This window comes from Paraburkholderia sp. 32, assembly GCF_050435345.1.
Classification (GTDB): Bacteria; Pseudomonadota; Gammaproteobacteria; order Burkholderiales; family Burkholderiaceae; genus Paraburkholderia; species Paraburkholderia tuberum.
The window spans coordinates 569132-594659 of record NZ_JBNDKD010000003.1; the positions used below are offsets into that span (position 1 = coordinate 569132).

Consider the following 25528-nt stretch of genomic DNA (forward strand, 5'->3'; position numbering starts at 1 on the left):
GGCGCATTCACTCCGCCGGCCTCAGCCATAAATAAAATAGCCCCATCCTCGGTTTTTTTATTGCTTTACCGGCTCCCCGTTGTATCCGACAGTGATCCCCAGTTCGTCGCCAAGGCCCCTCGCCTCGCATTCGAAATGCGGTTGATTGGTGCTGGCGGCGACCCACCACAATGATGACCTGCGTTTCGGAAGATCCGCAGGTCCTGGAGATGAGTCGGTGAGCCATGGGAAAGCATGATCAACTGCCTTTTAGCGGCGTGAAAGTCATCGACTTTGGCCAGTACATCGCCGGGCCGGCCGTGGCGATGATCCTGGCGGATCTCGGCGCCACCGTCATTCACGTCGATCCCCCTGCTGGGCCGCTTTGGGACAGCCCGGCCAATGCCGTACTGAACCGCAACAAGTATTGCTTGCAGCTTGACCTGAAGTCCGCGCAGGGGCTCGAGGCGGCCATGGCATTCATCGCGCGTGCCGATATCGTGATCGAGAACTTCCGGCCGGGCGTCATGACCCGGTTGGGTCTGGACTTCGCCGAGCTGCGTCGTCAAAGGCCCGAGCTCATTACGCTGTCCATCCCTGGCTTCGCCAGCAACGACCAGTTGCGTCGTCACTGGCGCGCCCTCGAGCCGATTATTGCGTCGGCCTCCGGGGTATTCACCGATATGGGTCAGAACCGCGTACTGATGGGGATAAACCCGAGCTTTTCGCCGCTGCCGCTTGCCTCGTCCTACGGCACCATGCTGGCTGTCTCCGCGGTGGCACTCGCTCTGCAAGCGCGGGAGCGCACGGGAGTGGGTGATCAAATCGAGGTGCCTCTGGCCGCGGCGGTGATGGAGGGGCTGTCTTACAACTCGATCAAGATCGACGGTTATCCCGAACGCTACAAGACCTTGCGCGAAAAGGAAATTGAGCGGCGGCGCTCGGAAAATCTTCCGATGAACCTCAGCTACGAAGAACTGCAAGAATATCTCGACCCCTTTTACCGCACCTACGAGTGCGCGGACGGTCGCAAGTTCTATGCGGTCTGCCCGTCACACCGCTCGCACGCCAGGCGTTGCCTTCAGGCGATGGGCTTGTACGAGGAAATGCTATCTGCCGGGCTGCCGACAGTGAGCGACCCCTACCTTCCTATCTCTCAGTGGGAGGGGGACGCGTCACTCGGTGTCTACCCGTTGCCTGACCATTGGGCCCGGCGCATTTCGGCACGCATGAAGGAGGTGTTCCTGACCAAGACAGCGACCGAGTGGGAAAAAATTTTCGGCGAAGGCCGGTTTCCCGGTGCGCCCCACCGATCGACTCAAGAATGGTTGCATGACGAGCACGCCAACGCCGCGGGTCTGGTGGTCGATGTCGACGACCACCAGTACGGCAATATGAAACAGCCCGGCGCGATCGCCTGGCTGGAAGACAGTGCCGACTTGATGCTCTCGCCCGACTCACGCCGCACGGTGAGTCTCGAAGAAGCCCTGGCCATCCTGGATAAGTGCGCGCCCACGGCACTGCCGCCCCCATCTGAACAGCATGTTGGCGGCTGGCTTGACGGTGTGCGTGTCCTCGATCTGACCAATGTCATCGCGGGTCCGCATTCGACCTCCTACCTCGGCCGGTTCGGCGCCGAGGTTATCAAGCTCGACCCCGTAACGCCCAACTATGATCCCTGGAACACAGTGGTCTTTGGCATGTCTTCGGGCCGCGGCAAGCAAAGCGTCCTGGTCGACCTGAACCACCCCGACGGACGCGAGGTGTTTAACCAATTGGTTCGTTCGGTTGATGTGATCGTGATGAATGCACCGGATCGTCAACTGGCACCTTTGGGTCTTGACGAAGCCAGTCTCCAGGCCGTCAACCCTGGCGTGATCTTCTGCCAACTGGATTGCTTTGGGGGACCGCGTCGCGGCCCGCGGACCGATTATCTCGGTTACGACGACTTGATCCAGGCCAGCACCGGCATCATGCTGCGCTTCGGCGGCGGCATGGCAACGCCAGAGGAACACGCTCACGTCGGAACCATTGACGTGAATTGCGGGTTCGCTGCAGCGCTCGGCGTTGCCGCCGCGTTATATCGCAAAGCCAGAACCGGCCAGATCAGCCGTGCCCGGACCTCCCTGGCATCGCTCGGCAACCTGGTGCAGATTCCCTTCTGCTACGACTACCCACGGCGGGCCCCGTTCGATGAGCCTTCCGGCCGTAGCGCCCAGGGCTTTGGCAACCTGTCACGCTTCTTTCGGGCCGCGGATGACTGGTTGTATGTGGACGCCAGCGAAAAGGAACTGGACAAGCTAAACGCCGTAGAGGGGCTGACGGGCATCCGCGACGCGGCAGATCCCGCAGCGTTTCTCAGCTCCGCGTTCGTCACGGCCTCCGCCGAAACCTGGCAGACGCGGTTGCAAGCGGCCAATGTGGCGGCAGCCATTCCGGACAATATCGACAACTTGCGCCAACGCTACAGCCGCCCTGCAGACAATCGTCCGGGTATCGATAACGCCAGCTATTCATTCAGTGTGTATGCCGAGCATCCGAGTGGACGACGCGTCATCCAACTCGATCCTTTTGCGATTCGCCCTCACGTTGCTCCGATCCGCGCACTGGCGCCAGCAGAAAAGTTTGGTGCCTCGACCCGAGGGGTTCTGCGCAAGATGGGCTACAGCGATACCCAGATTGCGACGTTGATTGCGCGAGGGGCGGTCGGCGAAAGCTGGTGCGAAGAGTACTTGCCCAGCTGAACACGTCACCGTTGCGGGCAAGCCGGAACAAATCGCGACCGCTCCGCTGATGGGTGGGCGCGGCCGATAGCAGCAAGCACCCTAGAAGAAAAAAGGCCGTAGCGAAAGGGTGTTCGAATATTTATAAGATTGGAGACGAAGATGCACGTACGACACCGCAAGCTCCCGGGTACCGAAAACACCCGGCGAGGCGCAGAAATCGTTATCGAGAACCTCAATCGAGCTACGCAGCACATGGCGCGAAAACGCCCATGGCGAGGCACGGGGAAGGAGGTACCCTGTGCGCCGCCCTGTCGCCGCAGCCGATCTGCAGACACAGCACTACCGCCTGCGCTGCCAGGTGCCTTCCGCACCGAAAGACATTGAGGGTAACGATCATGCAAGACCAGGGCAACACATTTGTGAGCTTCCGCAATGTTCGGAAGACATACGACGGAGAAACACTCGTCGTCAAAGACCTGAATCTCGACATCCAGAAGGGGGAGTTTCTCACCTTGCTTGGTCCGTCTGGCTCGGGAAAGACCACCTGTCTCATGATGCTCGCCGGGTTTGAATACCCAACCGATGGAGAAATCTGGCTGGATGGTCAGTTACTTAATCGTATTCCGCCGCATAAACGCGACATTGGAATGGTATTTCAGAACTATGCACTCTTTCCACACCTGACCGTCGGACAGAACCTCGAGTATCCCCTCAAGGTTCGCAAGATGCCGCCAGACGAGCGGGCCGCGCGCGTCAAGCGGGCGCTCGAGATGGTCCACATGGAAAAGCTGGGTAAGCGAATGCCAGGTCAGCTCTCAGGCGGTCAGCAACAGCGAGTGGCGCTTGCGCGTGCGTTGGTGTTCAACCCAAAGCTTGTGCTGATGGACGAACCGCTTGGCGCGCTGGACAAACAGCTGCGCGAGCACATGCAGATAGAGCTCAAGGCATTGCACGAATCTCTTGGCCTGACCTTTGTGTACGTCACACACGATCAAGGTGAGGCGCTCACGATGTCTGATCGAGTAGCGGTCTTTGATCAGGGGGTGATCCAACAGCTCGACCAGGTCGACTCGCTCTACGAATCGCCGAGGAATCTGTTTGTAGCCAACTTCATTGGTGACAGTAACCGGGTGGAAGGCACCGTCGTAAGCCGGGATGGTAACTATTGCGAATTGCGCATTGCAGACGGTACGACCGTACGCGCGCTGAATGTTGCCGGGCTCAATGTCGGTAGCCGCGCCACAGGGGTGATCCGTCCCGAGCGGCTCTCGATTGGACGGCAATCCGAACAGCAGCGCAATGTCATCAACAGCGAAACGCTTGGGATGATCTACTTCGGCGATCACGTCCGGCTACGCTGCCGCTGCCCCGGAGAAACAGAGTGTTTCGTGAAGGTTCCGCTCGGGCAGGACGGGGCGGCCCATGTCCAACCGGGAAATCGCATCGCGTTGTCGTTTCATGAAGATCATCTAAGAGTTTTCAATTGACCACGCGTAGCGAAATCACCTTGTGCCAAGGAGAACGAAATGAGGTTCTTTAGAAATACGGTCGGCGTGGCTGCCATGATGTGTTGTTCCGCTTTCGCATTGGCCGACAGCCTTACGACGGTCAATTACGGTGGCGCCGTGGGGAATGCCGAGAAGGCTGCCTGGGTTGAACCGTTCTCGAAAGCGAGCGGTATTCCGACGATTGCGATTGAGTACACGGGCGAAATGGCCAAAGTCAAAGCGATGGTCGACGCCAAAGATGTCACGTGGGATGTCGTTGAAGTCGAGTCGGCAGACATCGGACGCGGCTGTCAGGACGGACTCTTCGAGAAGCTCGACTGGTCGAAGATCGCGAAAAAGGGTGATCTGGTGCCTGGATCGGTGACTCCCTGCGCTGCCGGCACATTCGTGTGGTCGACCGTGCTGGCATACAACCCGACGCTGACGAAGGGCACGCCACAGGGCTGGAAGGATTTTTGGGACGTCAAGAAATTTCCTGGCAAGCGTGGCATGAAGAAGGAGGCGCGTTATAACCTCGAGTTCGCACTGATGGCAGATGGCGTTCCGGCGAAAGACGTGTACACCGTGCTGGGCACGGAGGCTGGCGTCAATCGGGCGTTCAAGAAGATGGACGAGCTCAAGCCACACATTCAGTGGTGGGAGGCTGGCGCACAGCCGCCGCAGTTCCTGGTCGCCGGTGACGTTTCGATGTCCACCGCGTATAACGGCCGCATCGACGCCGCAATGCGGGCGGGGAACAAGAACCTGGGTATCTCGTGGGACCAAAGCATCTATGAGCTGGACTTTTTCGTGATTCCGAAGGGCTCGAAAAATAAGGATGCAGCCGAGAAGTACATTGCCTACGTGCTCGAACCTCAGGCTCAAGCTGCGTTCGCGCGGCACATTCCGTACGGGCCAACCAACAAGAACGCTTTAAAGTTGCTCGATGCGGCCACTCTTGAAAACCTGCCTAACTCGCCGAAGAACGGCAAAACCGCTATCCCCAACGACGTAGAGTTCTGGACCGACCACGGCGACGGGCTGGAACAGCGCTTCACCGCGTGGGCAGCGAAATAACGCGAATCGCGTACCCATCGCTCGAACGCATGGGTACGCGAAGGAGAGAGACATGAGCGCGGTAACTACTCAGCAGCAGGATTGGCATTTGCGTGAGCTCAAGCGATCGCTTAGGAACGTGAATTTACGTAAGCAAATGGCGGCGCTGGCGCTGGTCGCTCCTCTTGCTATTTTCATTTTTCTGGTATTCGTAATGCCCGTTGCATCCATGATTTCGCGGTCGATTCAGAGTCCGGAAGTCGTTGACGCGTTGCCACACACGACGGCGGCGCTGCGAAACTGGGATCGGAAATCGGCAGTTCCGGATGACGCTTTTCGCGGGCTGATGCTGGATATCGAGCGCAACGGCGGGAACAACAGTTCGGGTACCGCTGCCGGCCGACTGAACGGGCAGAAGGCGGGTTTCCGTTCGTTGTTTTACAAGACTTCGAGCGCACTTCCGTTCGGCGACGATGATTCAGCGCTGCCTGCGCACGAGGTGCGACAAAAGCTGATCGAAATCGACAGGCGTTGGGAAGATCCCGCTTACTGGCAGGTAATCGCTAAAGATTCATCCCGATACACAAGCCAGTATCTCCTCGCGACGATGGACTACCGTCGCAATTCTGCCGGTGACATCGTTCCGGTTGATCCAGGCGCCTCGGCATATCGGGAGGTATTCATGCGAACGTTCGTGATTAGCGGCCTGGTAACGCTCGCCGCGCTGCTCCTCGGCTACCCCCTGGCATACTGGATCTCCAGTCTGCCGGCGGGTAAGGCAAATCTGCTGATGATCCTGGTGCTCCTTCCCTTCTGGACTTCGATCCTCGTGCGGATCTCCGCCTGGATCGTCATCCTTCAAGGATCGGGCCTCGTCAACAAGGCGTTGCTGTCGCTGGACCTGATATCGTCTCCATTGACACTGCTGTTCAACCGGACGGGGGTGCTGATCTCGATGACTCATATCCTCCTGCCGTTCATGATTCTGCCGCTGTACAGCGTCATGAAATCAGTGCCAGCCAGCTATACGAAGGCAGCGATCTCGCTGGGTAGTCACCCGTTCGGCGCGTTCTGGAAGGTCTACTTTCCGCAAACGCTGCCAGGAGTCGGCGCCGGCGGACTGCTGGTATTCATCACGGCTTTGGGCTACTACATTACTCCGGCATTGCTGGGCGGAGCCGGCGACCAGATGGTGAGCTACTACATCGCCTATTTCACGAATGTGGCCTTGAACTGGGGCATGGCGTGCGCACTGGGAGCGGTTCTGCTTCTCGTGACGTTGATACTCTTCGCTGTTTATCGAAAGATCGTTGGCAACGAACTGAAGGTAGGTTAGGACCATGAAAACGACCGTATTGCGTTTTGCACCTTATACATCGGCTCCCGAGATCGCGTGGCACTACTTTTTGCGATCGACCAATGTCATGATCCTGCTTTTTCTGGTCTTGCCGATACTGGTGATCATCCCGCTTTCTTTCACGGACAATACATTCCTGGTCTATCCGATACACAAGTTCTCGTTCAAGTGGTACCACAATCTGTTTACGTCCATTGACTGGCTTCGTGCCGGAAAAAACAGCTTCATCGTAACCCCGCTTGCCACGATCCTGGCCACTGTCCTCGGGACGTTGGCCGCGTTGGGCCTCAACAAGGCGACGTTCAAAGGCAAGGGCGCGCTGATCGGCATTTTGATCTCGCCGATGATCGTGCCGGTGATCGTCACTGCCGTCGGGATGTATCTGTTCTTTGCGAAGTGGGGGTTAGCCGGGTCGTACCTTGGTCTGATTTTGGGTCATACCGCTATCGCTGCTCCATTCGTGGTGGTCACTGTCAACGCCACCCTTGCCGGGTTCAACCAGAATTACGTGCGCGCGAGCCTGAGCCTCGGTGCGTCGCCCGTCAGGACGTTCTTCTCCGTCACCCTGCCGATCATTGCGCCGGGCGTTATTTCTGGAGCCCTGTTTGCATTCGCCACGTCGCTCGATGATGTCGTCATCACGATGTTCATCGCGGGTCCGACACAAGGTACATTGCCGTTGCAGATGTTCATCGGCCTCCGGGAAAACATTACGCCGACGATTGCTGCCCTTGCGACAATTCTGATTGTATTTTCCAGCCTGCTTCTGGTGACGATGGAGTGGCTGAGGTCCAGAAGCGCGGCGCGACAGATAGCGACGTGACATTGCTTGCCGCGGCACCTGTCGCCTTATGCCCGTGGAAGCCGTCAGGCATGGCGCAGTGGTACATCCTTGCATGGTTTATGTTGTCCGGATGTATCACTTCGCCATGCCTGACCGCCTGCGTTTACCGTCAAGGAGGTCAAGCATGGCTTTTTCAGCCCTTTATCTGCAGCAGAATGACAACGGTTTTTCGGCCGGGGTTACCAGCCTCGATGACCGAACCCTCGACGAGCATCCCCTCGCAGCCGGCGAAGTGCTCATTCGTATCGCGCACTCGACGCTTAACTACAAGGACGCGCTAGCGGTCACGAACCGCGGTCCGGTCGTACGCGCCTGGCCAATGGTCGCGGGTATCGATGGCGCCGGCGAGGTGGTGACATCGACAGATTCTCGCTGGAAAGCGGGAGATATTGTCCTCGTCAACGGATGGGGCCTCGGCGAAACACACTGGGGGTGCCTCGCAGAGAAAGCCCGCCTGAAGGCCGACTGGCTGATTGCGGTACCGCCGGGACTATCAACGGCCGAAAGCATGGCAATCGGGACGGCCGGTTACACGGCGATGCTATCCTGCCTTGCGCTGGAACAGGCCGGTGTCAAGCCGGCCGACGGTGAAGTCCTCGTGACCGGCGCGAGCGGCGGTGTGGGCAGCGTGGCAATCTCGCTATTGAGCAGTTGGGGATTTACGGTCGTGGCATCGACGGGCAAGCCGGAGCAGGCGCATTTTCTGAAGCGTATCGGCGCCGCCGATGTGGTCGATCGGGACTCGCTGTCGGCAGCCGGCAAGCCGTTGCAGAAAGAGCGCTGGGCGGCGGTGGTGGATTCTGTCGGCTCGCATACGCTTGCCAACGCATGCGCACAGACGAAATATGGCGGCGCCGTAACGGCATGTGGTCTCGCGCAAGGCATGGAGTTCCCGGCGAACGTTGCGCCTTTCATTCTGCGCGGTATAAAACTGTTGGGCATCGACTCGGTTATGTGTCCGATCGCTCATCGTCAGATAGCGTGGAATCGGCTCGCTGCGGATCTGGATCGAGCAAAGCTCGCCGAACTCACGCACCGGATAGCGTTGCACGACGTGCCGGAGGCAGCCGTGCAAATGATGGATGGAAAGCTGAGCGGTCGCACGGTTGTCGACATTTGCCGCAGCGCATGATGTCGGGCGCTTCCGTTCGGATTTGAAGGTCTGCGACTTCAGGACCGGTGGTGTGCTCTCCCGTGCCGGGATGTGGCAGCACGGGAGCTGTAGCGGGTTTTGCAGTGGAAAGACTACCTCGCCGTCGGCATCGCGAATTCGGCACCTTGCTCGATACTCTCCGGCCAGCGTTGCATGATTGACTTCTGACGCGTATAGAACCGGACGCCTTCTTCGCCATACGCGTGCGTGTCACCGAACAAGCTACGCTTCCAGCCGCCAAATCCGTGCCACGCCATCGGTACCGGAATCGGTACGTTGATGCCAACCATTCCAACCTCAATTCTCCGGCCAAACTCGCGCGCGATGTGTCCATCGCGAGTGTAACAGGCGACGCCATTGCCGAATTCGTGCGCGTTGACCAGGTCGACGGCCTCTGTAAAGTCCTTCGCACGGACGCAGGACAGCACCGGTCCGAAGATTTCCTCTTGATAGATGCGCATCTCGGGCGTGACGTGGTCGAACAACGTGGCACCGGTAAAAAAGCCTTCCTCGTGCCCCGGAACTTTGAGGCCACGTCCATCGACAACCAGCGACGCGCCTTCTTCGACGCCAATCGCGATGTAGTTTTCAATGCGTTCCAGCGCCTGACGTGTGACGATCGGCCCCATCTCGGCGTCGGGCTCCGTGCCGTTCTTTACTATTACGGAGCGTGCTCGATCAGCGAGCCGCGGAATCAGCTTGTCCGCAACGTCGCCTACGAGGACTGCGACCGAGATCGCCATGCACCGTTCACCCGCGGAGCCGTAGCCTGCGCCGACCAAAGCGTCGACGGCTTGATCAATGTCAGCGTCGGGCATCACAACCATGTGATTCTTCGCTCCGCCAAGCGCCTGGATCCGTTTTCCGTGCTTTGCTCCCGTCTCGTAGATGTAGTTGGCAATCGGCGTCGAACCGACGAAACTGATCGCTTTTACGTCAGGATGTTCGAGCAGAGCATCCACGACTATCTTGTCCCCTTGCACGACGTTGAACACTCCGTCAGGCAACCCGGCTTCCTGCAGCAAGCGGGCCATGTAGAGCGACGCTGAGGGATCACGCTCGCTGGGCTTCAGAATGAACGCATTGCCTGCGGCAATCGCGATCGGAAACATCCAGCAAGGAACCATGCACGGAAAGTTGAAAGGCGTGATTCCCGCGACAACGCCGAGTGGTTGCCGGGTCGTCCAGTTGTCGATGTCGGTCGACACCTGTTCCGTATGGTCACCCTTCAGCAATTGCGGAATGCCGCAGGCAAACTCGATCACATCGATGCCCCGTGCCACTTCGCCTTGCGCATCGCTGAACACTTTTCCGTGCTCGGCGGTCATGATCGCTGCCAGTTCGTCCTTGTGCTGGTTCATCAGTTCGAGAAAGCGGCGCATGACGCGCGCGCGACGGATGGGTGGCGTATTACTCCATCCCTGGAACGCCTGTTTCCCCGACGCTACGGCGGCGCTTACGTCGGACGCGTCGCCGAGGTGCAGCATGCGTGCCGGAGAACCGGTCGCGGGGTTGAATATCGGCTGCTTTCGAGTGCCGGTGCCTGGCACGCGGCGACCGTTGATGAAGTGAACCACGTCTGCGTCGTCGTTGAAGGGCTGCATTTCATACTCCTTGCTGGGATCGGAACAGGCTCTAAGGGCCACAAAAATGGGCGATGGGAATAGGGTTTTGCTTCCCGATGCCAAGAGTTGTTGTCGCATCTGAATGACCTTCACTTCGATAGCTCAGATGCGGTTTTTTTGAGGGGGGAATTTGCTTACCAGAGACCGCGGTAGAGCTCGACCATTTCCTCGACCGTGGGCACGCGTGGGTTATTGCCAGGCGAGCCGGAGGCCAGAGCCTGCCGTGCCATGGTCGGCATCAAGCTGAAGAAGCGCTCGCGGTCGATACCAAATTGTTCGGGCGTCGGCACCTGAAGGTCATCGTTGATCGACCGCAATTCAGCGAGCAACCTGGCGTTGGCGGCCTGCGTACTGTCCTGCCTGTCGGCCACGCCCATGGCACGAGCGCAATCAGCGTAGCGTTCTTCCGCCGCCGGGATCGAGAACGCGGTCACACTGGGCAGCAGCATGGCGTTGGACAGCCCATGGGGAACGTGGAAAAAGGCGCCGATCGGTCGACTCATGCCGTGCACCAGCGCCACGGACGCAGCGGAAAACGCCACACCGGCGAGCGTCGAACCGAGCATCAGGGCTTCGCGGGCGGCTGTATCCTGGCCGGATCGATAGGCTTTACGCAGATTGGGGCCAATCAAGCGCATGGCCGCCAGGGCCTGACTGTCGCTGTACAGGTTGGCTTTCTGGCTGACGTAGGCTTCGATCGCGTGGGTCAGCGCATCAATACCCGTATCGGCGGTGACGCGCGGCGGCAGGCTGAGGGTCAGGTTATAGTCGACCAAGGCTGCCACGGGCATGAAGCCGATGCCCACACAGAGCATTTTTTCGTCGTTCTGCTGGTCAGTGATGATCGTGAAACGGGTCACTTCCGAGCCGGTTCCCGCAGTGGTGGGCACCGCGATAATGGGCAACCCAACCTCGGTAACAACGCGCGGAAACTTATAGTCGCGCATTTCTCCACCATGCTTGGCAAGAATGCCAATCGCCTTGGCGCTGTCGATCGGACTGCCGCCGCCCAGTGCAATGATACTGTCGTAGTCTCCTGCGCGAGCCTTCTCCACGCCAGCTCGAATCGAGTCAACCGTGGGCTCGGGGACCGTATCAGCGAAAATTTCGGCTGTCATGCCATTGGCGGCGAGATTTTCCTGAATGCGCCCGGCATAGCCCAACTGCACCATCATCTTGTCGGTGATGATCAGAGGTCGACTGCAGCCGAGAGTCGCCAGAACCGTGGGAACTGTCTCGCTGGCGTTGGCGCCGACCTGGAGGATGCGCGGCAAAATCACATGGTTAGACATATCGAATCCAGTATGAATGTCGGTTAAAAATAAAAAGCAATCCGGGATCTAATCATTAATTGAAGTCTTCATCTCGATGCCTTGTTTTTCTGATAATTTAGATAACCAGACATCGATATCTTTGCTATTGGGAATGGTGAAACTTGCCGGAGCGGTATGGTTTTCGGTGTTCGTTAATTCCCAGTTAGGCATCACCTTTTCGAGAGGTCCCTGCAGGCGTGCATCGCGATGACGCAATAAATCCAGCGTCATTAACAGAGATAGCGGCAAAGTGATATGCCCATGGCCGGGCCGACCGTGCGTTGCCCGAAGTGAATGGCCCTGACTTCGTAAGCCGATAGTTGATTAAGCTTCCACATGACTCATCGTCTCGTCTCCCGGACCCGCAGATTTGCTGCAATGCAGGTCATCATTGTCGTCGGTAGCCGTCAGCACTGATCAATCGCGTTTCGGCTGCAAGCTGCCGTGGCGGCGCGCTGAGGTTACTGTCGGTTAGAACGAGGAGCGGGTAAAGCAATAAAAAAGCCGATGATGGGTCCGCTTTACTTATGGCTATGCCCGTCGGGGCGAGGTGGAAGGCTATTTTTGCCCGTCCCCGCCGAACTGAGCGATCTGAAGAAGCAGTTACATTGATCTCGTCCACGTCATGTGAGCGGTCGCCGCGCGCGAGAGCGACCTACGGCGGGGACATCTGCGCTGATCCGCCCCGCCGCCCTCGATCGATATGACAAGCAGTTCTTCTCCGCTTCGAACACGATGTCGGTCGCGACGTTCGGCTGGTGCGAGCAGGAATGCTTTACTTGCGTATAGGACTTCAACGCCTGATGCCCTCCAGTGGCGCCACACAGACTGAACGTTCGGCGCTGCAATGGCCGTTGCCAAGCCGGATCTTGAGGCGGGTGCCGCGCCTCACAGCGATCTAGCGCCGCTGTCTCAGCAAGTCGAATTGGCGCTGTTGTCTCAGCGAATTCAGTTCGCGCTGCTGCCTCATCAAATCCAGGTCGCGCTGTTGTTTCAGTAATTGGAGTTGTTCGTTCTGGAGTTCGATCTGTTGCTTCTGCGCTTCCAATTGCGCTCTATAGGCCCCCGTGCTTTGGTCAGCCAGCGCTTCCTGCGGGTAAGTCTGCGCGTAGGCGAGGGAACAGCCAGCCGTCAATGTCGCAGCAACGATAAGTGCTTTCATGATGCCCCCGGGCGGATGCTCTTTTGAGATATTTTAGGCCAGAAAGGTGGGGCATCGGCGGGACCGACGTGGCTGTCGGCGTCGTGCCCGGATCGGTGATTGCGTATGTTGAGCGAGCGGCGTGCGTGGCAATGAGAGGCCGGCATCGGTAGAGTCGAGATGTGACGCGGTGACTTTAGGCTGGGTTTGTCTGTTGCCGCCTCTTTCGTCTGGCGGTGCCCGAATAACCTCACCATGGCTCCGTTTTCACATCCCGCTCATCGAACCCAGCGTGCAGATCTCCCGCACTGGGCTCTCGGACAAGACAGCACACCTTCACACACGCCAGGCTACGCCCCCACGTGCGCTCAGACGTACGAGACCGAAGTGCCCGTAAAGGTGCGGGAGTGGATAGCCCCCGCCCTTGCGTCGCCTGAGCTTATGTTTGTTGCGTAGCCACCGGCGCAACCGCGTTGCGGTGTAGCTGTCAAGCGCACGATAGGCGCGGCTAACGCTTCCTACCTGGAAGTAGTTCGCCCAGCCGCGTAACGTGCGGTTCAACTTGCCCACCAGCGCCGTGGTCTCTTGCCATGCCGTCTTGAGGGCGGTCATCGCATGGATCTTGTCGACCATGCGCCGGATACTCTTCTTCGACGGCCTCATGCCCATACGGGCCTGACCAGTCGTCGCTGAGTACATCCGCCCAAACGTAAAACCCAGGAAGTCGAATTCGCCTTCCGGCACCTTGCAGATTCGCGTCTTCTCCTCGTTGACCGTCAGCTTCAGCTTGCCCATGATCGCGCGCAGTCGCGACAAGGCTTCTTCAGCCTTACCCCGCTTGCACAGGATCACGAGATCGTCCGCGTAGGTCACGATTCGACTGCCAAGACTTCGCTCAAGCCCGAGCTTCTTCCATGCCAGCACAAACCGGCGCATGTACACATTTGCCAGCAGTGGTGAGACGGGTGAACCCTGGGGAATGCCGCGTCTACTGTCCCTGGCCTCCGTCGTACGTTTCTTCCGGCCTCGGTCATCGGTTTCTTCAACGGGGCATTCCAGCCACATCCTGATCAGATGCAGCACGCGCCGATCGACGATGCGTCGCGCGAGCGACAACATCAATTCGGCGTGGGGAATACTTCCGAAGGAAGCCACGACAGACTACCCCATCCCACGACGTTCCTGAATCAGTCGTCATCACACGAGCTGGCCATCCGTTCGAAGGCCAGCGCCTACAGGTCATCAGCCGACGGCAACGCGCCGGCCGATTACACTTTCTGCTGATCCTGCCCGACGAGTCCCGCGGGCTTATTCCCATCGACTGGACCGACTTCCCAGCGTCCACAGCCAACGGCGTCACCATCGCCGCCGCTTCGCGAGCCGACGCCATCGGTTCACTCGCCGATCTTCTCCGCGCTCGCGCGATCATTGACGCTTTACTGCGCCAGACGGAACAGGAGAGCGACGATGCAACTGAACCTGCCCCTAGCGGACCTGCCGTCGGACGACGGCAGCCTATGGGAACAACTGGACCAAACGGCGCGCGACGCGGTGATCGACGCACTCGCTCGCGCAATCGCGAGGGTCGTGACGCAAAGCCGTCAGGGCCAGCGGGAGAACGATGATGAGTGAGGCCAGCAGCAAGATTAGTCCCAGTCATTTGCAGCGCACCGCGTTCGTCTACATTCGCCAGTCCAGCGCCAACCAGGTTGAGAACAACCGTGAATCGACGCAACGCCAGTACGCGCTCGCCCAGCGAGCCACCGCCCTCGGCTGGCCCGAGCAGCACGTCTGCGTAGTTGACGATGACCTGGGGCTTTCGGGGGCCACTACGGCAAGCCGCGGCGGCTTCGCACGCATGACTGCCGAAGTCGCACTCGGGCACGCCGGCATCATTCTCGGGCTCGAAGTGTCACGTCTGGCGCGCAACAATTCTGACTGGTACCGGTTGCTCGACCTTTGCACCATGACCGATACGCTTATCGGCGACGCCGACGGCGTGTACAACCCGGCGCTTTTCAACGATCGTCTGCTTCTCGGCCTGAAGGGCACGATGAGCGAGGCCGAACTGCATACCCTGCGTGCGCGTCTCGACGGTGGCATCCGGAACAAGGCTGCACGAGGCGAACTGCGACGAGGTCTGCCTACTGGAATGGTTTGGGGCGAGGCTGAAGGCGAGGTGCGACTGCATCCGGACGAAGCCGTTATCAGCGTGCTGCGTGCGGTGTTCGCCCGCTTTAGCGAGTTCGGCACAGCTCGCCGTGTCTGGCTATGGTTTCGCGCAGAGAACCTATCGTTCCCGCTGCAGCTCAACTACAGCACCCCTGAAGCGATCCGCTGGGTCGCACCGACCTACATCGCGATCTACAACGTGCTCACCAATCCGGTTTATGCTGGTGCCTACTGTTACGGCAAGAGCCGCAAAGAACGCTATGTCGACGAGCACGGTGTGCTCAAGACACGGATACGACGCCTGCCTCAGTCGCAGTGGTCCGTGCTCATCCGCGATCATCATGAAGGTTACATCGATTGGGCAACCTACGAGACCAATCAAATGCGTCTGGCTACCAATACCAAGCCCCGCCCCCACGAAGCCGGCGGCGCCGTGAGAGAAGGTACCGCCTTGCTGCAAGGTCTGGCAACATGTGGCCACTGCAGCCGCAAACTTGGAACTCACTATCGTGGAACCAACCAGACGCCTGGTTACCACTGCTCGAACAAAGGGATCGAGAATAGTCGCGGCGTCTACTGCCTTAACGTCGGCGGCCTGCAAATCGACGCGGCAGTTACTCAGGCCTTTCTCCATGCGGTTGAACCCGCAGGCCTTGAGGCTGCCGTACGCGCGGCTGAACGTCTCGAAGCTGATCATGATGCCGCGCTCGCGCAGTGGCGCCTGAGCGTTGAACGGGCGCAGTATGAAGCACAGCGTGCCGAGCGGCGATACCGTGCCGTGGATCCCGAGAACCGCCTCGTCGCACGCGGGCTCGAAGCGCAATGGGAGAAGCAGTTGTACGAACTCGAGCAGGCACAGCAGGAGCTTGCCCGTCGTGAACAACTTCGTCCGCGAACATTGAGTGCTCAGGAACGACACAACCTGCTCTCGCTCGGCCAGGATCTCCAGCGCTTATGGGAGGCGCCGAGCCTCGCCGTGCGCGACAGGAAGCAGTTGCTGCGCACGCTACTCGAGGAGGTTTCGATTACCGTCAATCGCGAACAATATCAGGCTCATCTGAAGCTGCGCTGGCGCGGCGGCAAGCTCACCGAATGCGATGTTGCACTACCTCGCTCGCGTCCTGCCACCATTCGCACCGACGAAGATACCCTGGCATTGGTACGTCGACTCGCGCAGCACTATCCCGATGCGACCATCGCAGGCATCCTCAACGCGCAAGGCCGTCTGAGCGCACAGGGCCTTCGTTTCAACCAGAACCTTGTTGGCAACCTGCGCCGTCACTGGAAGATTCCCTGCTTCGAACCACCGGCTGAACGGCCTGAAGGAGAACTGCTCAGCATTCGCCAGGCCGCCCGGGTACTGTGCACCGCACCGTCGACACTCCACCGCTGGGTCAACGCCGGCTTCATCGCTGGCGAGCATCCCACGACCGGCGCACCTTGGCGCATCCGCATCACGGAAGCGTTGCGTGGCCTCTTTGTTGATAGTACTCCTGATGGATACGTCGCCATGCAAGTCGCAACGCGACGACTTGGCGTTTCCCGTCAAACGGTGTTGCAGCGTGTAAAGCGCGGCGAACTCGACGCCGTACTGGTCCGTCGTGGACGAGCCAAAGGCTTACGTATCAAGGTCGTCAACGATCAGCCGGACTTCTTCGAACGCACTTCATGAACCAAGGGGCATTGCTATGAGAGATCCAAGTAGTCCGCGAGGTCGGCGTCAACGACGTCCGTACGACCGCGAAACAGCAGTTCCTCCACCTCGACCACCGCTTGCTGGGCATTGCGGCCCGGCCGATAGGCGTACTGCTCGGATGGAAGGTCGGCTTCGAAGATCGGTTCGAGCACCAGCATCGCTGCTGTCATGCACACCCGGTCTCGCAGGGTCGAGATGCCCAGTGGCCTCAGCTTGCCATTGGCCTTCGGGATAAACACTCTTCTGATAGGGTCCGGCCGGTAATTCTCCTGCCTGAGCGCAAGCGCCAGTTCGCCGAGCCACCTCTGCACCCCATACGCTTCGACCTCCGCGAAGTCTTGCCGATCGACACCCGGCGCGCCCTTGTTAGAGCGGCACTGGGCGTACGCATGCGCCAGCACATCCTCGCGATAGATCTTGTCGTACAGCGCGTAGAAGCGATATCCGGCTTCTGCCTTCGCTTTCGTGTGTAACGCCATCTGCAGCTTCTGAACACGAATCGGAGTTGATAGGTTGCCCAATCTCCACGTCCTCACTACGTATTGCGTCTGTCTTGAACTGAGGCCCCTTCCCTCCACCAGCATTACACCGGCTTCCCCGGTACTACGAGCCTCTCCGTCACCCCAAGGCGCCCGGCCTGTCCCTCGCGGGCGTCCGGTTGCTCATCCCTGAGCACGCCAGGGGGCTTCCCGTGTTGCGTACGCTTTCCTTGTGTGCATGCTGTCGCCACTACCCCGGCGCAGCGACTGGTGGCACTGCTTCGCTCATCCATCCAGTCGTATCAGATCCTATGTATCGGGACACCTGCGGGTAAACCGAACCGAGTCATAAAATCAGTTGATCGAACCTTGCTACGAGGAGAGGCATCATGCGCACCGATCAGACGTTCACGACCGGTAGTAATGAGGAGCTCGTGCTCGCGGTCTCGCTCGAGCTGGCCGCCGGCAAGTGGAAGGTCGCGCTGCACGATGGCCGGCGCGAGAAGCCCGCCGTCCACACGGTCGCGCAGCCGCTGGCCGCTGACCGCCTGCAGGCCGTGCTTGACGTCATCGAACAACAGAAGCTGAAGTGGTCGCTGCCGGCCGGCGTGCGCATCGTCGTGAGCTACGAGGCCGGCCAGGACGCGTTCTGGATCTGTCGCGCGCTGCAAACGCGCGGCATTGAATGTTACGTCGTCGATCCCGCCAGCATTCCGGTCGAGCGCCACAGGCGGCGCGCGAAGACCGACCGGCTCGATGCCATCAAGCTGGTGATCAACCTGCGTGCGTGGCTGCGCGGCGAACGCGACCGCATGCATGTGGTGCACGTGCCCTCCGCCCAGGATGAAGCATCGCGCCAGCTGATGCGTGATCGCGGCCAACTGCACAAGGAAGTGAACCAGCACTTCGACCGGATGCGCAAACTGCTGGCCACACTCGGCTGCTGGGATGAGGTCGACCACAGGGCCTTCGCGGGCCGGCTCGCCCGTGACGAGGTGCGCTGTCATGACGGCACGCCGCTGCCGCCCGAACTGCGTGAGCGCCTACTGCGCGAATGCGAACGGCTGGCGCTGGCGCAGCAGCAACTCGCCGCGCTGGAGAAGACGCGACAGGCGAGCGTGCCGGCGCCCGTGCGCCAGCGCAGCGATGCCCTGGCACGCCTGAAGGGCATTGGCGAAGTGGGCGCGTCGCGCCTCACGCTCGAACTGTTCTGGCGGGAGTTCAGCAACCCGCGCCAGGTGGGCGCGTGCGTCGGGCTGGTGCCGCAGCCCTGGGACAGCGGCGAGAGCCAGACCGACCAGGGCATCAGCCGGCAGGGCAACCGGCGCGTGCGTGCCCTGCTGGTCGAGATGGCGTGGTGCTGGCTGCGCCACCAGCCCGGCAGTGCACTGACACAGTGGTTCAACCAGCGCACGCAGGGCACGGGACCGAACCGCCGCGCGCGGCGCATCGCAATCGTGGCGGTGGCACGGCGCCTCGCGATTGCCCTGTGGCGCTACCTGAGGGACGGCGTCATCCCTGCGGGAGCCCAGTTGAAGTCCACCTGAGCTCCGCTTCGGCCTTCGCGTCGGGTCATGGAAATCCGCTGGACGAGGAGTCATGGGAGGTGCATATGGTCTGAAGCGAACATGCCCGTGGGGAAGGCGGGTTGCTCACGCAACCGATTTGTCAGATGGGGCATGTTCCCGCTCACGAGGTCGGCACAACGCGCATCGGATGAGGCTGGCCCCAGTGCCAGCGGATAGAAGTCGGTGGGACGTCAGGTCCCACGCGCGCGGCGATTTGGCTTCGGACCAGACGGAATATCGAATTGATCGCAGCAATGGAGGGGCCGAAATTCGCCCTGCAGGCTGGCGAACGCAATCACCTGCGCTCGCCAGCCCGGGTCAGGCTATTGTGCCTTCGCAGCGTCAAGGGTCGCTGCGCTCAGGCTTCACCTGCCCTTGACCCCGCTACGGCACTTCTTTATGGAGCACGCCCGATGTGCATCGATGTGTGATTTGCAGTCAGTTTCGCGCGAAACGCCTTGACAACTTGCTGCTCATAGAAGCCTTCCCCGAAAGGGTCGTCGGGTCGGCCTGCGCATCGGCATTTTCGAGGCTTACTCAGCGTTCACTCACGTTACGGCCTGCACACTCGCGCTGTCACCAATTCGTGACACGCTTATCCGAAGGCTTCAGCCATTTCGTTACCTCCATGACTGCTCCAGTTGCTTCCGGCTGGAGCGGTTGCCGGGCGGGGCTTGCACCCGCTGGAAAGCGCCGCCTTTGCACGGCGCACACCCAGAACTGCCATTCGTGTCGCAGCCACGTCAGCGGCCGTTGTCCAAGTCCAACGGCCATTCGCTCACGCTAGGTCGACTGCACCTTCTCGACCTGTTGCTGTCCGTGGTTGTCGTTCCCACCTAACGGCCTGTATCAACCTAAACCTCCCAGCCTCCACGATTTCCGTGGCGGTTCAGACGATCAATTCGACGGTCGGATGGTTTGAGGCATGAGCTTAATTTCGCGGATGTTTGACATGCGAATGATACCGAGAGCAGGCGCACACGGCATTTACCCGCCACGATTTCCACCTCGCGACTGCCAGTGCTTGCCGAATCCCGTGCAGTCGTTGACGATGACCGTACGTCGATGGCGCTCGCATTCCACGCCCTTACCTAACGTGCTACCACTAGCTGCCACCAATTTCGGCTTTACCGTCGCCGTTGTGGGTCTTCGCGCGCTTCTCTCTCAGGAGTTCCAACCATAGGTTGGGCGGTAGCGGAAGGCGGTGATGCTGGCACGCCATGGCAAGGATCGGCCAATGCCCCAGTCTGATGGCAGACAGCTTGTCGAAGGATGTAGTCCCCGCGCACTCGTCCCCCAGAATTCTCAGCGCGCTTCCGCCGTCGGCGGTGATCGGGATATTGCCTAGCGAGGTCCCGTGATTGTCGCCACCGGCGTAAACATGATCCTCACTGTCATCGGCAGCCAGCCAGAACTGCATATTGCAGTGAGCGAGATGTTTTTCTGCGAAACTGGCGATGTATTGGGCACTTTCATCCTCGCCGAACGAGGAGGCCCAGAGCGACAACAGAGGGTACAGAGTGCTGCCCTTCGTCTGCGCTTCACGATACTCGTCCGTGTTCTCGCGAGGATGGACGAGCAGCGCCCGGTAGTCGGCGTAGATGGTGGGATACCGGTTGTTCGACCTGAATGCGAACGTCGTCCGCTGAATGATGTTACCCGCGTAGTTGGCTGCTGCCTTGCTCCAATCGCCTAGCATCGTAAGGAATACGAGCACCAGTCCGATCTCGATCGACTGCTCATCCGCTACCGGCGTGAGAAGGATCGGGTTGTTTCTAATGAGTTGGACGATCTTCTGCGCGAGTTCGCTGGCTTCCGGGCAGTTCCAGTCGTCCCGAGACGTCGGCAGCGGATCAAATCCCGCCGCGAACCAAAGATGCCACAGCCCCCGCATTGCGATGCGGCCGAGCAATTCGAAGAGCTTGAGGTTGACGTCGACCGGCGATGCGGATTCGACCGCCATCGAGATCGCATGCTCCTTGTCGACGAACGGGAGGATCTTGCGTCCTAACAGCTCGTCCCCAATCAGAAAGTGAAGCTTGACCAGCTCCGCGAAGGCCATGCCGACCTCCTCGGCTGCCTTGGTCGACTTCCCGACGTCGTCGCGGATGAGGTTCCACGCCAGCAGGATGGACAGCTGGCTGGCCCTGTACGGACCTTCGACGTTCTCGGCGTCGCGGGCCCAGACGAACTGGACCCACAGGCAGATATAGATCTGCCGCACAATCGTCGCCCGCTGCCTCGGAGTCGTGTCCGAGACGTCGCAAAGCCCTCGCACGAGCTCGCGGAAATGCTTGAACGCCACCTGTGGCTCGTCGACCATGGCGACGGCCTTCTGGAAGCTGTTGCGCAGGGCCTTGTCGACCAGCTGCTCGCGAAGAACTCCGTCAACGAGCAGGGCGGCCATGTAGTCGCCGTTCCACTCCCCGAACGATATGCCGTCCCTTGTATGCCGCTTGGTGAACTGCGTGACGTTGTCGCGGACGGCCTCCTGAATCTCGCCTCCGAAGCAAAGGCAGATCACGATCTCTAGCTTCGCGTACGCTTCGGGAACGCGTGTCGGAATGTAGACGTCGAGGATGTCGTTGATCGAGCTGCGCAGCGCCTGAGGATTGCCATCCCAGTCAGCGCGGGTCAGATCTCCCTGTTTGATCGAGAACAGGAACAGCTTGCGACTGCCGTCGCTGTCTTTGCCGACGGCCGCTACGTCGACTCCATACTGCCGGGTTCCGACCGTTGGCCGGGAGATCACGGTATACCCGAGCTCGCTTAAGAGGTCTGGCAGGACGGCGTCGAGCTCCTTCCGCTCCTTCAGTGAGGCCAGATACTGTCTGAAGACCAGCTTCATCGCGGCGGCTCCTCCGACCGAAACGTAAGGAGCATTAGCTGGAGTCCGATGGGATCGACGATGTCGACCCGGGGCATCTCGAACGACGCCCCCACGCTGCCGAGCTCGGTCTCGATCCGGCGAGGCTTCTCGCCCGGTAGGTCGACCCAGCTCACCGCGCGATTTCCGTACAGCATGATCGATTCCGTCGCGATCTGTGCGACGATGGAATTCTTCCGCGCCTTCCTCATCGCGTCGGACATACTGTCGGTGCGCCGCTCCCACTCGAGCTGTCGCTCGTGTTCGGACGGGTGCAGCTCGGGCACCCGTCCGGGCGCCTTCAGGCCCTCGAGGTACGCATCCTGCGCGTCAAGCGCACGCCGCGCCGCCGGCGCGGCTGGATCCTTCGCATCATCGGCGACCGGCACGAGATAGTCCCTCGCTACGCCCGCGTAGTTACGCAGCACGGGATCGATCAGCACCTCTTCGACCTTGGCGGCCGTTGCCGCCGGCGCTGTCCGAAGCAGCGAGGTCAGCAGCGATGCCGTGAGAAGCGGCTTCAGGAAAAAGGCCGCTACCGCCTTGCGTGCCAGATACGGATACTCCGCATCGCTCAATCCGTAGCGAGAGAAGTCGACCGAAAACGCCCGCTCGTCCCGGCCAGCGCCAAACATGGCCCTGTCCATTGCACTGCACAGCCGGTAGTCGCCGTTGCGCAGCCATGCCACCACCCAATCCGCAAGAGCGTGGTCTGCATCTTCGACGACCATACGCACCATCGAATCCAGGCGCTTCAGTTTGATGGCGTCATCGGGGCGGGTGAGCAGGTCCTCGACGAATCCGCGAACCGCGTCAACCTCTCCCGCCTTGACAAGCTTCGAGAGCGCAATGTCGAGGAGGTCGATGGTCAGGTTGTTCTCGCCGGCAACCCCGCGAAGCGCGTGCAGGAGCTTCTCACGCAGATCCTCGCTCAAGGGCTCAGCTTCGAAGGCAAGGATTCTGGCCGCAACGTGCAGCGTCTGGCCCCCTCCTCCGGCGACCGCCGTGGCGGCGATCCGCTTGAGCTCCGCAACGCGCTCGGCTGGCGCGTCCTTGACCCTGTTCGCCGCCGCAGAAAGTAGTTGGCCACGGAACGCGTCGTCGTCGTTGGCATCCTGTGCCGCCGCGAGTGCGACGAGTAGACGGTCCCACTCGGCGGCGTCCGACATCTCGATCTGGCCCAACGCACTGAGCGCGCTCAACCGCTGCCGCTCGGTGCCGCTCTCCAGAAACGCATAGGCGCGCCTGGTAAACAGTGCACGGTCGACGTCGACGCCGGTCTTGATGGCGATGACAAGGTAGCTGTCTGCGTTCGGCACGCCTTCGTCGATTAACGCGAGCAGGTCCACGGGTCGCGTCGACTCGGCTCCGCACCACACGGCGAACTTGTCGATATGGAGACCGGCCGCCATGTCGTCGCCGCCGCCGACTCGAAGGACCTCGACGACGCGAAGCATCTCCCTGACCGATCCTGAAATCCTTGGGATTAGCCGTTCGTAGAGGTGCTGCCCATCGAAGAAGTGCATTCCCCGATGACGCTCGACCGCCTCTGGGGTAATGACCGCGAGCAGATCGATCTCGCCCGTGTTGTGCATCTCTGTGAGCAGTTCGATCGTAGCGCTGTCCTCGTCCAGCCAGACGCGGCCGTAGTCGTCGAACAAGGCGTCGACGAGCGTTCCATCAGCCGCCTTCGCCAGTATCTCACCTCGGTCCGGAACGCACACGTTACTCATCTCGGAAACACATCGAAAACGTCCGTCGGTTGCATCAGCACCCCGTCCGAATTGCGCATGTCGCGTCACCAGTCCGCCAGAGGCCGAGCGGCCACTCAACCCCGGCATCCGATCGAGATCGAATGGCCTCGTCATCGTCACCTCTACGATCAGGGGTAAGTCAGGTTCTTCTTCCATCGCAGCGACGTGATGCCATGCTTCCCCGCCACGCGCAGACGACGCTTGTTGGAAACACACACCGCATCAAATTGATGTGGCACACTGCAAACATTATAAACAGGAGAATGTGAATGGCGACGCGGCGGCGTAAATTCCCGAGTCCGGGCAATTCGAGGAGGGGCGATCCGATGGTGATGATCGATGCCGAAGAAGTCCTGGTACTTTACAACCAAGATAATCCAACGAAGCCCGCGCAGCGCATCACTGCAAAGGTTAAGGACTACATGGATCACCTGTCGCAACAGGAAGGGTGGGTGGGAACCGCGCATGTCAAAAATGCCAAAACAGGTCATGGAGCGGGCTTGTTGCTCGTGGCACCGCAGCAAACGGTCAATGTAAATGTGTTGATCGTGCCCGACGCACAGAAACAAGCGAAGGCGAAAGGCCTAAAAGCGGGTAACGATGACATCACGGATGTCTAAGCGGTTCCTCACAGCATGATTCGAGGGCATGTCCCGAGTCAATGCCCTCTATCGTCCAAGGCAAAGCTCTATATGGTGAGTGCGTCAGTTTGCCCGCGAGCTCGCGCGTTGCGTATGGCTTGAGCGATAAGCGAGCATCTTGTGCGCTCAACGCGGGTGACCGACGGTCGCGTATGTTCGCGGTCACCGCATCCGACACGTCGATAACGATCGCCCGATTCTTAGACCGTCCGTCTCGCTGTGGCTTATCCGTCACGCGGCGTGCTAGCGCTGAACGACGGAATAGGCCGATGGAACAAACCTCAAGATGATCTGCCGGATCGAGTCTTACCTGCGTGGCCGCTATCCGGTGTGGAGATGCTATGTGGGACTACCCAAGCCAGACCCGTTTAGCTAAAACGGAATTTCCAACCCTGTGCAAAGGAGACGGAAATGTCGGCGACCCAGACAGTCCCACAAGGCAATGATACGGCGATCCAAGTCCAGCTCTACATGAGCTTCGAACTCGGCGGCAAGTCGTGGAAGTTGACGGCCAGCGATGGCCGGCGCGGCCCGAGCCGTTTCAGCGTGCACGCCGGCGACACGGCTGCGGTGCTCGACTGCGTGCGCCGCGCCAAGGAGCGCTGCCAGCTCGAACCGCAGGCCCCGGTGCATTCGTGCTATGAGGCCGGCCGCGATGGCTGGTGGCTGCATCGCTGGTTGAGCGGGCAAGGCATTGACAACCTCGTGGTCGACCCGGCGAGCATCGAAGTGAACCGACGCGCCAGACGGGCCAAGACCGACCGGCTCGACGGCGATAAGCTGCTGGTGATGCTCAGGCGCCACCACGCTGGCGAGCGCATCTGGTCGGTGGTGCACGAGCCCACGCCCGAGCAGGAAGACGCGCGCCGCACGCACCGTGAACTGGCCCGGCTGAGCCAGGAGCGTACCGCCCACACGAACCGCATCCGCTCCCTGCTGGTGCTGCACAACCTGCGTGTGCCGGTCATCGTCGGCGGGCGCGACTGGGCGGCGTGGTGGGAGCGCCATCGCGAGCAGGTGCCGCCGGTGTTGCGCGGCGAGATCGAGCGCGAGAGCGCGCGGCTGGCGCTGGTCAGGCAGCAGCTCAAGGTGCTGGAAGCGGCGCGGCGCCAGGAACTGGCCGAGGGCAAGCATCCGCTGGTGGCGCAACTGGCACGGCTGCGCGCGATCGGCCCCAAGGGCGCCTGGGTGCTGGTCAAGGAAGTGTTTGGCTGGCGACGTTTCGCCAACCGGCGCGAGCTGGCCGGCAGCCTGGGGCTCACGCCGACACCCTACGACAGTGGCGGCAGTCAGATCGAGCAAGGCATCAGCAAGGCGGGCAACAAGCGAGCGCGCACGATGCTGGTCGAACTCGCCTGGCGCTGGCTGCAGCTGCAGCCCGACAGCCTCCTGACCCAGTGGTTCAACCGGCGCTTTGCCGGCGGCGGCAAGCGCATGCGGCGCGTGGGCATCGTGGCGTTGGCGCGGCGCCTGGCTATCGCGCTGTGGCACTACCTCGAGCACGGCGAGATTCCGGCCGGAGCCTCGCTCAAGCCGGCAGCTGCCTGAAATTCCGGGCAGCACGGGTACCACGCAACGCCTTCGCACGCAACACGTCATCATGATCCAGGGTCGACGCGCCCGGAACGTCGGCGGGTCACGGCACCCCGTGACCGTCTCGCAGAGATGGGG

The 25528-nt window shown here is 60.4% G+C and carries 19 protein-coding genes and 1 pseudogene; 12 read left to right on the plus strand and 8 right to left on the minus strand.

What is annotated here, in order from left to right; all coding sequences use genetic code 11:
• The first annotated feature begins 224 nt into the window (after nucleotides 1-224).
• The 6 genes from OKW26_RS25345 (at nucleotide 225) to OKW26_RS25370 (ending at nucleotide 8581) form a co-directional block, all read left to right on the plus strand.
• Nucleotides 225-2723, plus strand: coding sequence for a CoA transferase (locus OKW26_RS25345; RefSeq protein ID WP_429355573.1), 2499 nt, complete (start codon nucleotides 225-227; stop codon nucleotides 2721-2723).
• 377 nt (nucleotides 2724-3100) lie between these two features.
• Nucleotides 3101-4192 carry an ABC transporter ATP-binding protein gene (locus OKW26_RS25350; RefSeq protein WP_429355574.1) on the plus strand — a complete coding sequence of 364 codons (1092 nt, stop codon included), beginning with the start codon at nucleotides 3101-3103 and terminating at the stop codon, nucleotides 4190-4192.
• 39 nt (nucleotides 4193-4231) lie between these two features.
• On the plus strand, nucleotides 4232-5269 hold the full coding sequence (locus tag OKW26_RS25355) for a polyamine ABC transporter substrate-binding protein (protein ID WP_187617887.1): 1038 nt from the start codon (nucleotides 4232-4234) through the stop codon (nucleotides 5267-5269).
• 52 nt (nucleotides 5270-5321) lie between these two features.
• On the plus strand, nucleotides 5322-6584 hold the full coding sequence (locus OKW26_RS25360; RefSeq protein ID WP_429355575.1) for an ABC transporter permease: 1263 nt from the start codon (nucleotides 5322-5324) through the stop codon (nucleotides 6582-6584).
• 4 nt (nucleotides 6585-6588) lie between these two features.
• Nucleotides 6589-7428: an ABC transporter permease gene (locus tag OKW26_RS25365; protein WP_184043501.1), complete on the plus strand. Its 840-nt coding sequence runs from the start codon at nucleotides 6589-6591 to the stop codon at nucleotides 7426-7428.
• 145 nt (nucleotides 7429-7573) lie between these two features.
• On the plus strand, nucleotides 7574-8581 hold the full coding sequence (locus OKW26_RS25370) for an MDR family oxidoreductase (protein ID WP_429357128.1): 1008 nt from the start codon (nucleotides 7574-7576) through the stop codon (nucleotides 8579-8581).
• A 113-nt stretch (nucleotides 8582-8694) separates the two neighbouring features.
• Here the strand turns inward: OKW26_RS25370 and OKW26_RS25375 are convergent, their stop codons facing one another.
• The 5 genes from OKW26_RS25375 to OKW26_RS25395 all read right to left on the minus strand — a co-directional run bounded on the left by OKW26_RS25375 (nucleotide 8695) and on the right by OKW26_RS25395 (nucleotide 13836).
• On the minus strand, nucleotides 8695-10206 hold the full coding sequence (locus tag OKW26_RS25375) for a CoA-acylating methylmalonate-semialdehyde dehydrogenase (RefSeq protein WP_184066426.1): 1512 nt from the start codon (nucleotides 10204-10206) through the stop codon (nucleotides 8695-8697).
• A 155-nt stretch (nucleotides 10207-10361) separates the two neighbouring features.
• Nucleotides 10362-11519, minus strand: a complete 1158-nt coding sequence (locus OKW26_RS25380) for an iron-containing alcohol dehydrogenase (protein WP_429355576.1) — start codon at nucleotides 11517-11519, stop codon at nucleotides 10362-10364.
• Nucleotides 11520-11567: 48 nt separating this feature from the next.
• The gene (locus OKW26_RS25385; RefSeq protein ID WP_429355577.1) at nucleotides 11568-11771 is read right to left on the minus strand and encodes a hypothetical protein; all 204 of its coding nucleotides are present in this window, start codon (nucleotides 11769-11771) and stop codon (nucleotides 11568-11570) included.
• A gap of 667 nt (nucleotides 11772-12438) precedes the next feature.
• The gene (locus OKW26_RS25390) at nucleotides 12439-12702 is read right to left on the minus strand and encodes a hypothetical protein (protein WP_429355578.1); all 264 of its coding nucleotides are present in this window, start codon (nucleotides 12700-12702) and stop codon (nucleotides 12439-12441) included.
• Nucleotides 12703-13017: 315 nt separating this feature from the next.
• Entirely contained in the window at nucleotides 13018-13836 is an 819-nt protein-coding gene (locus OKW26_RS25395) for a reverse transcriptase domain-containing protein (RefSeq protein ID WP_429355579.1), read from the minus strand.
• Nucleotides 13837-13877: 41 nt separating this feature from the next.
• On the opposite strand from OKW26_RS25395, the pseudogene OKW26_RS25400 reads away from it, so the two are divergent.
• From OKW26_RS25400 to OKW26_RS25410, 3 genes and pseudogenes are all read left to right on the plus strand, one after another.
• Nucleotides 13878-14105 (plus strand): annotated as a pseudogene (locus OKW26_RS25400) (DUF5372 family protein); the annotation flags it as partial.
• A gap of 43 nt (nucleotides 14106-14148) precedes the next feature.
• Nucleotides 14149-14313 carry a hypothetical protein gene (locus OKW26_RS25405; protein ID WP_244144848.1) on the plus strand — a complete coding sequence of 55 codons (165 nt, stop codon included), beginning with the start codon at nucleotides 14149-14151 and terminating at the stop codon, nucleotides 14311-14313.
• On the plus strand, nucleotides 14306-16525 hold the full coding sequence (locus OKW26_RS25410) for a recombinase family protein (protein ID WP_429354536.1): 2220 nt from the start codon (nucleotides 14306-14308) through the stop codon (nucleotides 16523-16525). Before OKW26_RS25405 ends, OKW26_RS25410 begins: the two co-directional genes overlap by 8 nt.
• 14 nt (nucleotides 16526-16539) lie before the next feature.
• Here OKW26_RS25410 and OKW26_RS25415 read toward each other — a convergent pair whose 3' ends face one another.
• Nucleotides 16540-17070 carry a hypothetical protein gene (locus OKW26_RS25415; protein ID WP_429355580.1) on the minus strand — a complete coding sequence of 177 codons (531 nt, stop codon included), beginning with the start codon at nucleotides 17068-17070 and terminating at the stop codon, nucleotides 16540-16542.
• Nucleotides 17071-17417: 347 nt separating this feature from the next.
• Between OKW26_RS25415 and OKW26_RS25420 the strand changes: the two genes are divergently transcribed.
• Nucleotides 17418-18575: an IS110 family transposase gene (locus OKW26_RS25420; RefSeq protein ID WP_429354846.1), complete on the plus strand. Its 1158-nt coding sequence runs from the start codon at nucleotides 17418-17420 to the stop codon at nucleotides 18573-18575.
• A 1126-nt stretch (nucleotides 18576-19701) separates the two neighbouring features.
• Here OKW26_RS25420 and OKW26_RS25425 read toward each other — a convergent pair.
• Nucleotides 19702-21444, minus strand: a complete 1743-nt coding sequence (locus OKW26_RS25425; RefSeq protein ID WP_429355581.1) for a hypothetical protein — start codon at nucleotides 21442-21444, stop codon at nucleotides 19702-19704.
• On the minus strand, nucleotides 21441-23372 hold the full coding sequence (locus tag OKW26_RS25430) for a hypothetical protein (protein ID WP_429355582.1): 1932 nt from the start codon (nucleotides 23370-23372) through the stop codon (nucleotides 21441-21443). Before OKW26_RS25430 ends, OKW26_RS25425 begins: the two co-directional genes overlap by 4 nt.
• 170 nt (nucleotides 23373-23542) lie before the next feature.
• On the opposite strand from OKW26_RS25430, the gene OKW26_RS25435 reads away from it, so the two are divergent.
• Nucleotides 23543-23836 (plus strand): hypothetical protein, encoded by a 294-nt coding sequence (locus tag OKW26_RS25435; RefSeq protein ID WP_429355583.1) that lies wholly within the window; start codon nucleotides 23543-23545, stop codon nucleotides 23834-23836.
• A gap of 432 nt (nucleotides 23837-24268) precedes the next feature.
• Entirely contained in the window at nucleotides 24269-25405 is a 1137-nt protein-coding gene (locus OKW26_RS25440) for an IS110 family transposase (protein ID WP_429355584.1), read from the plus strand.
• The last annotated feature ends 123 nt before the right edge of the window (nucleotides 25406-25528 follow it).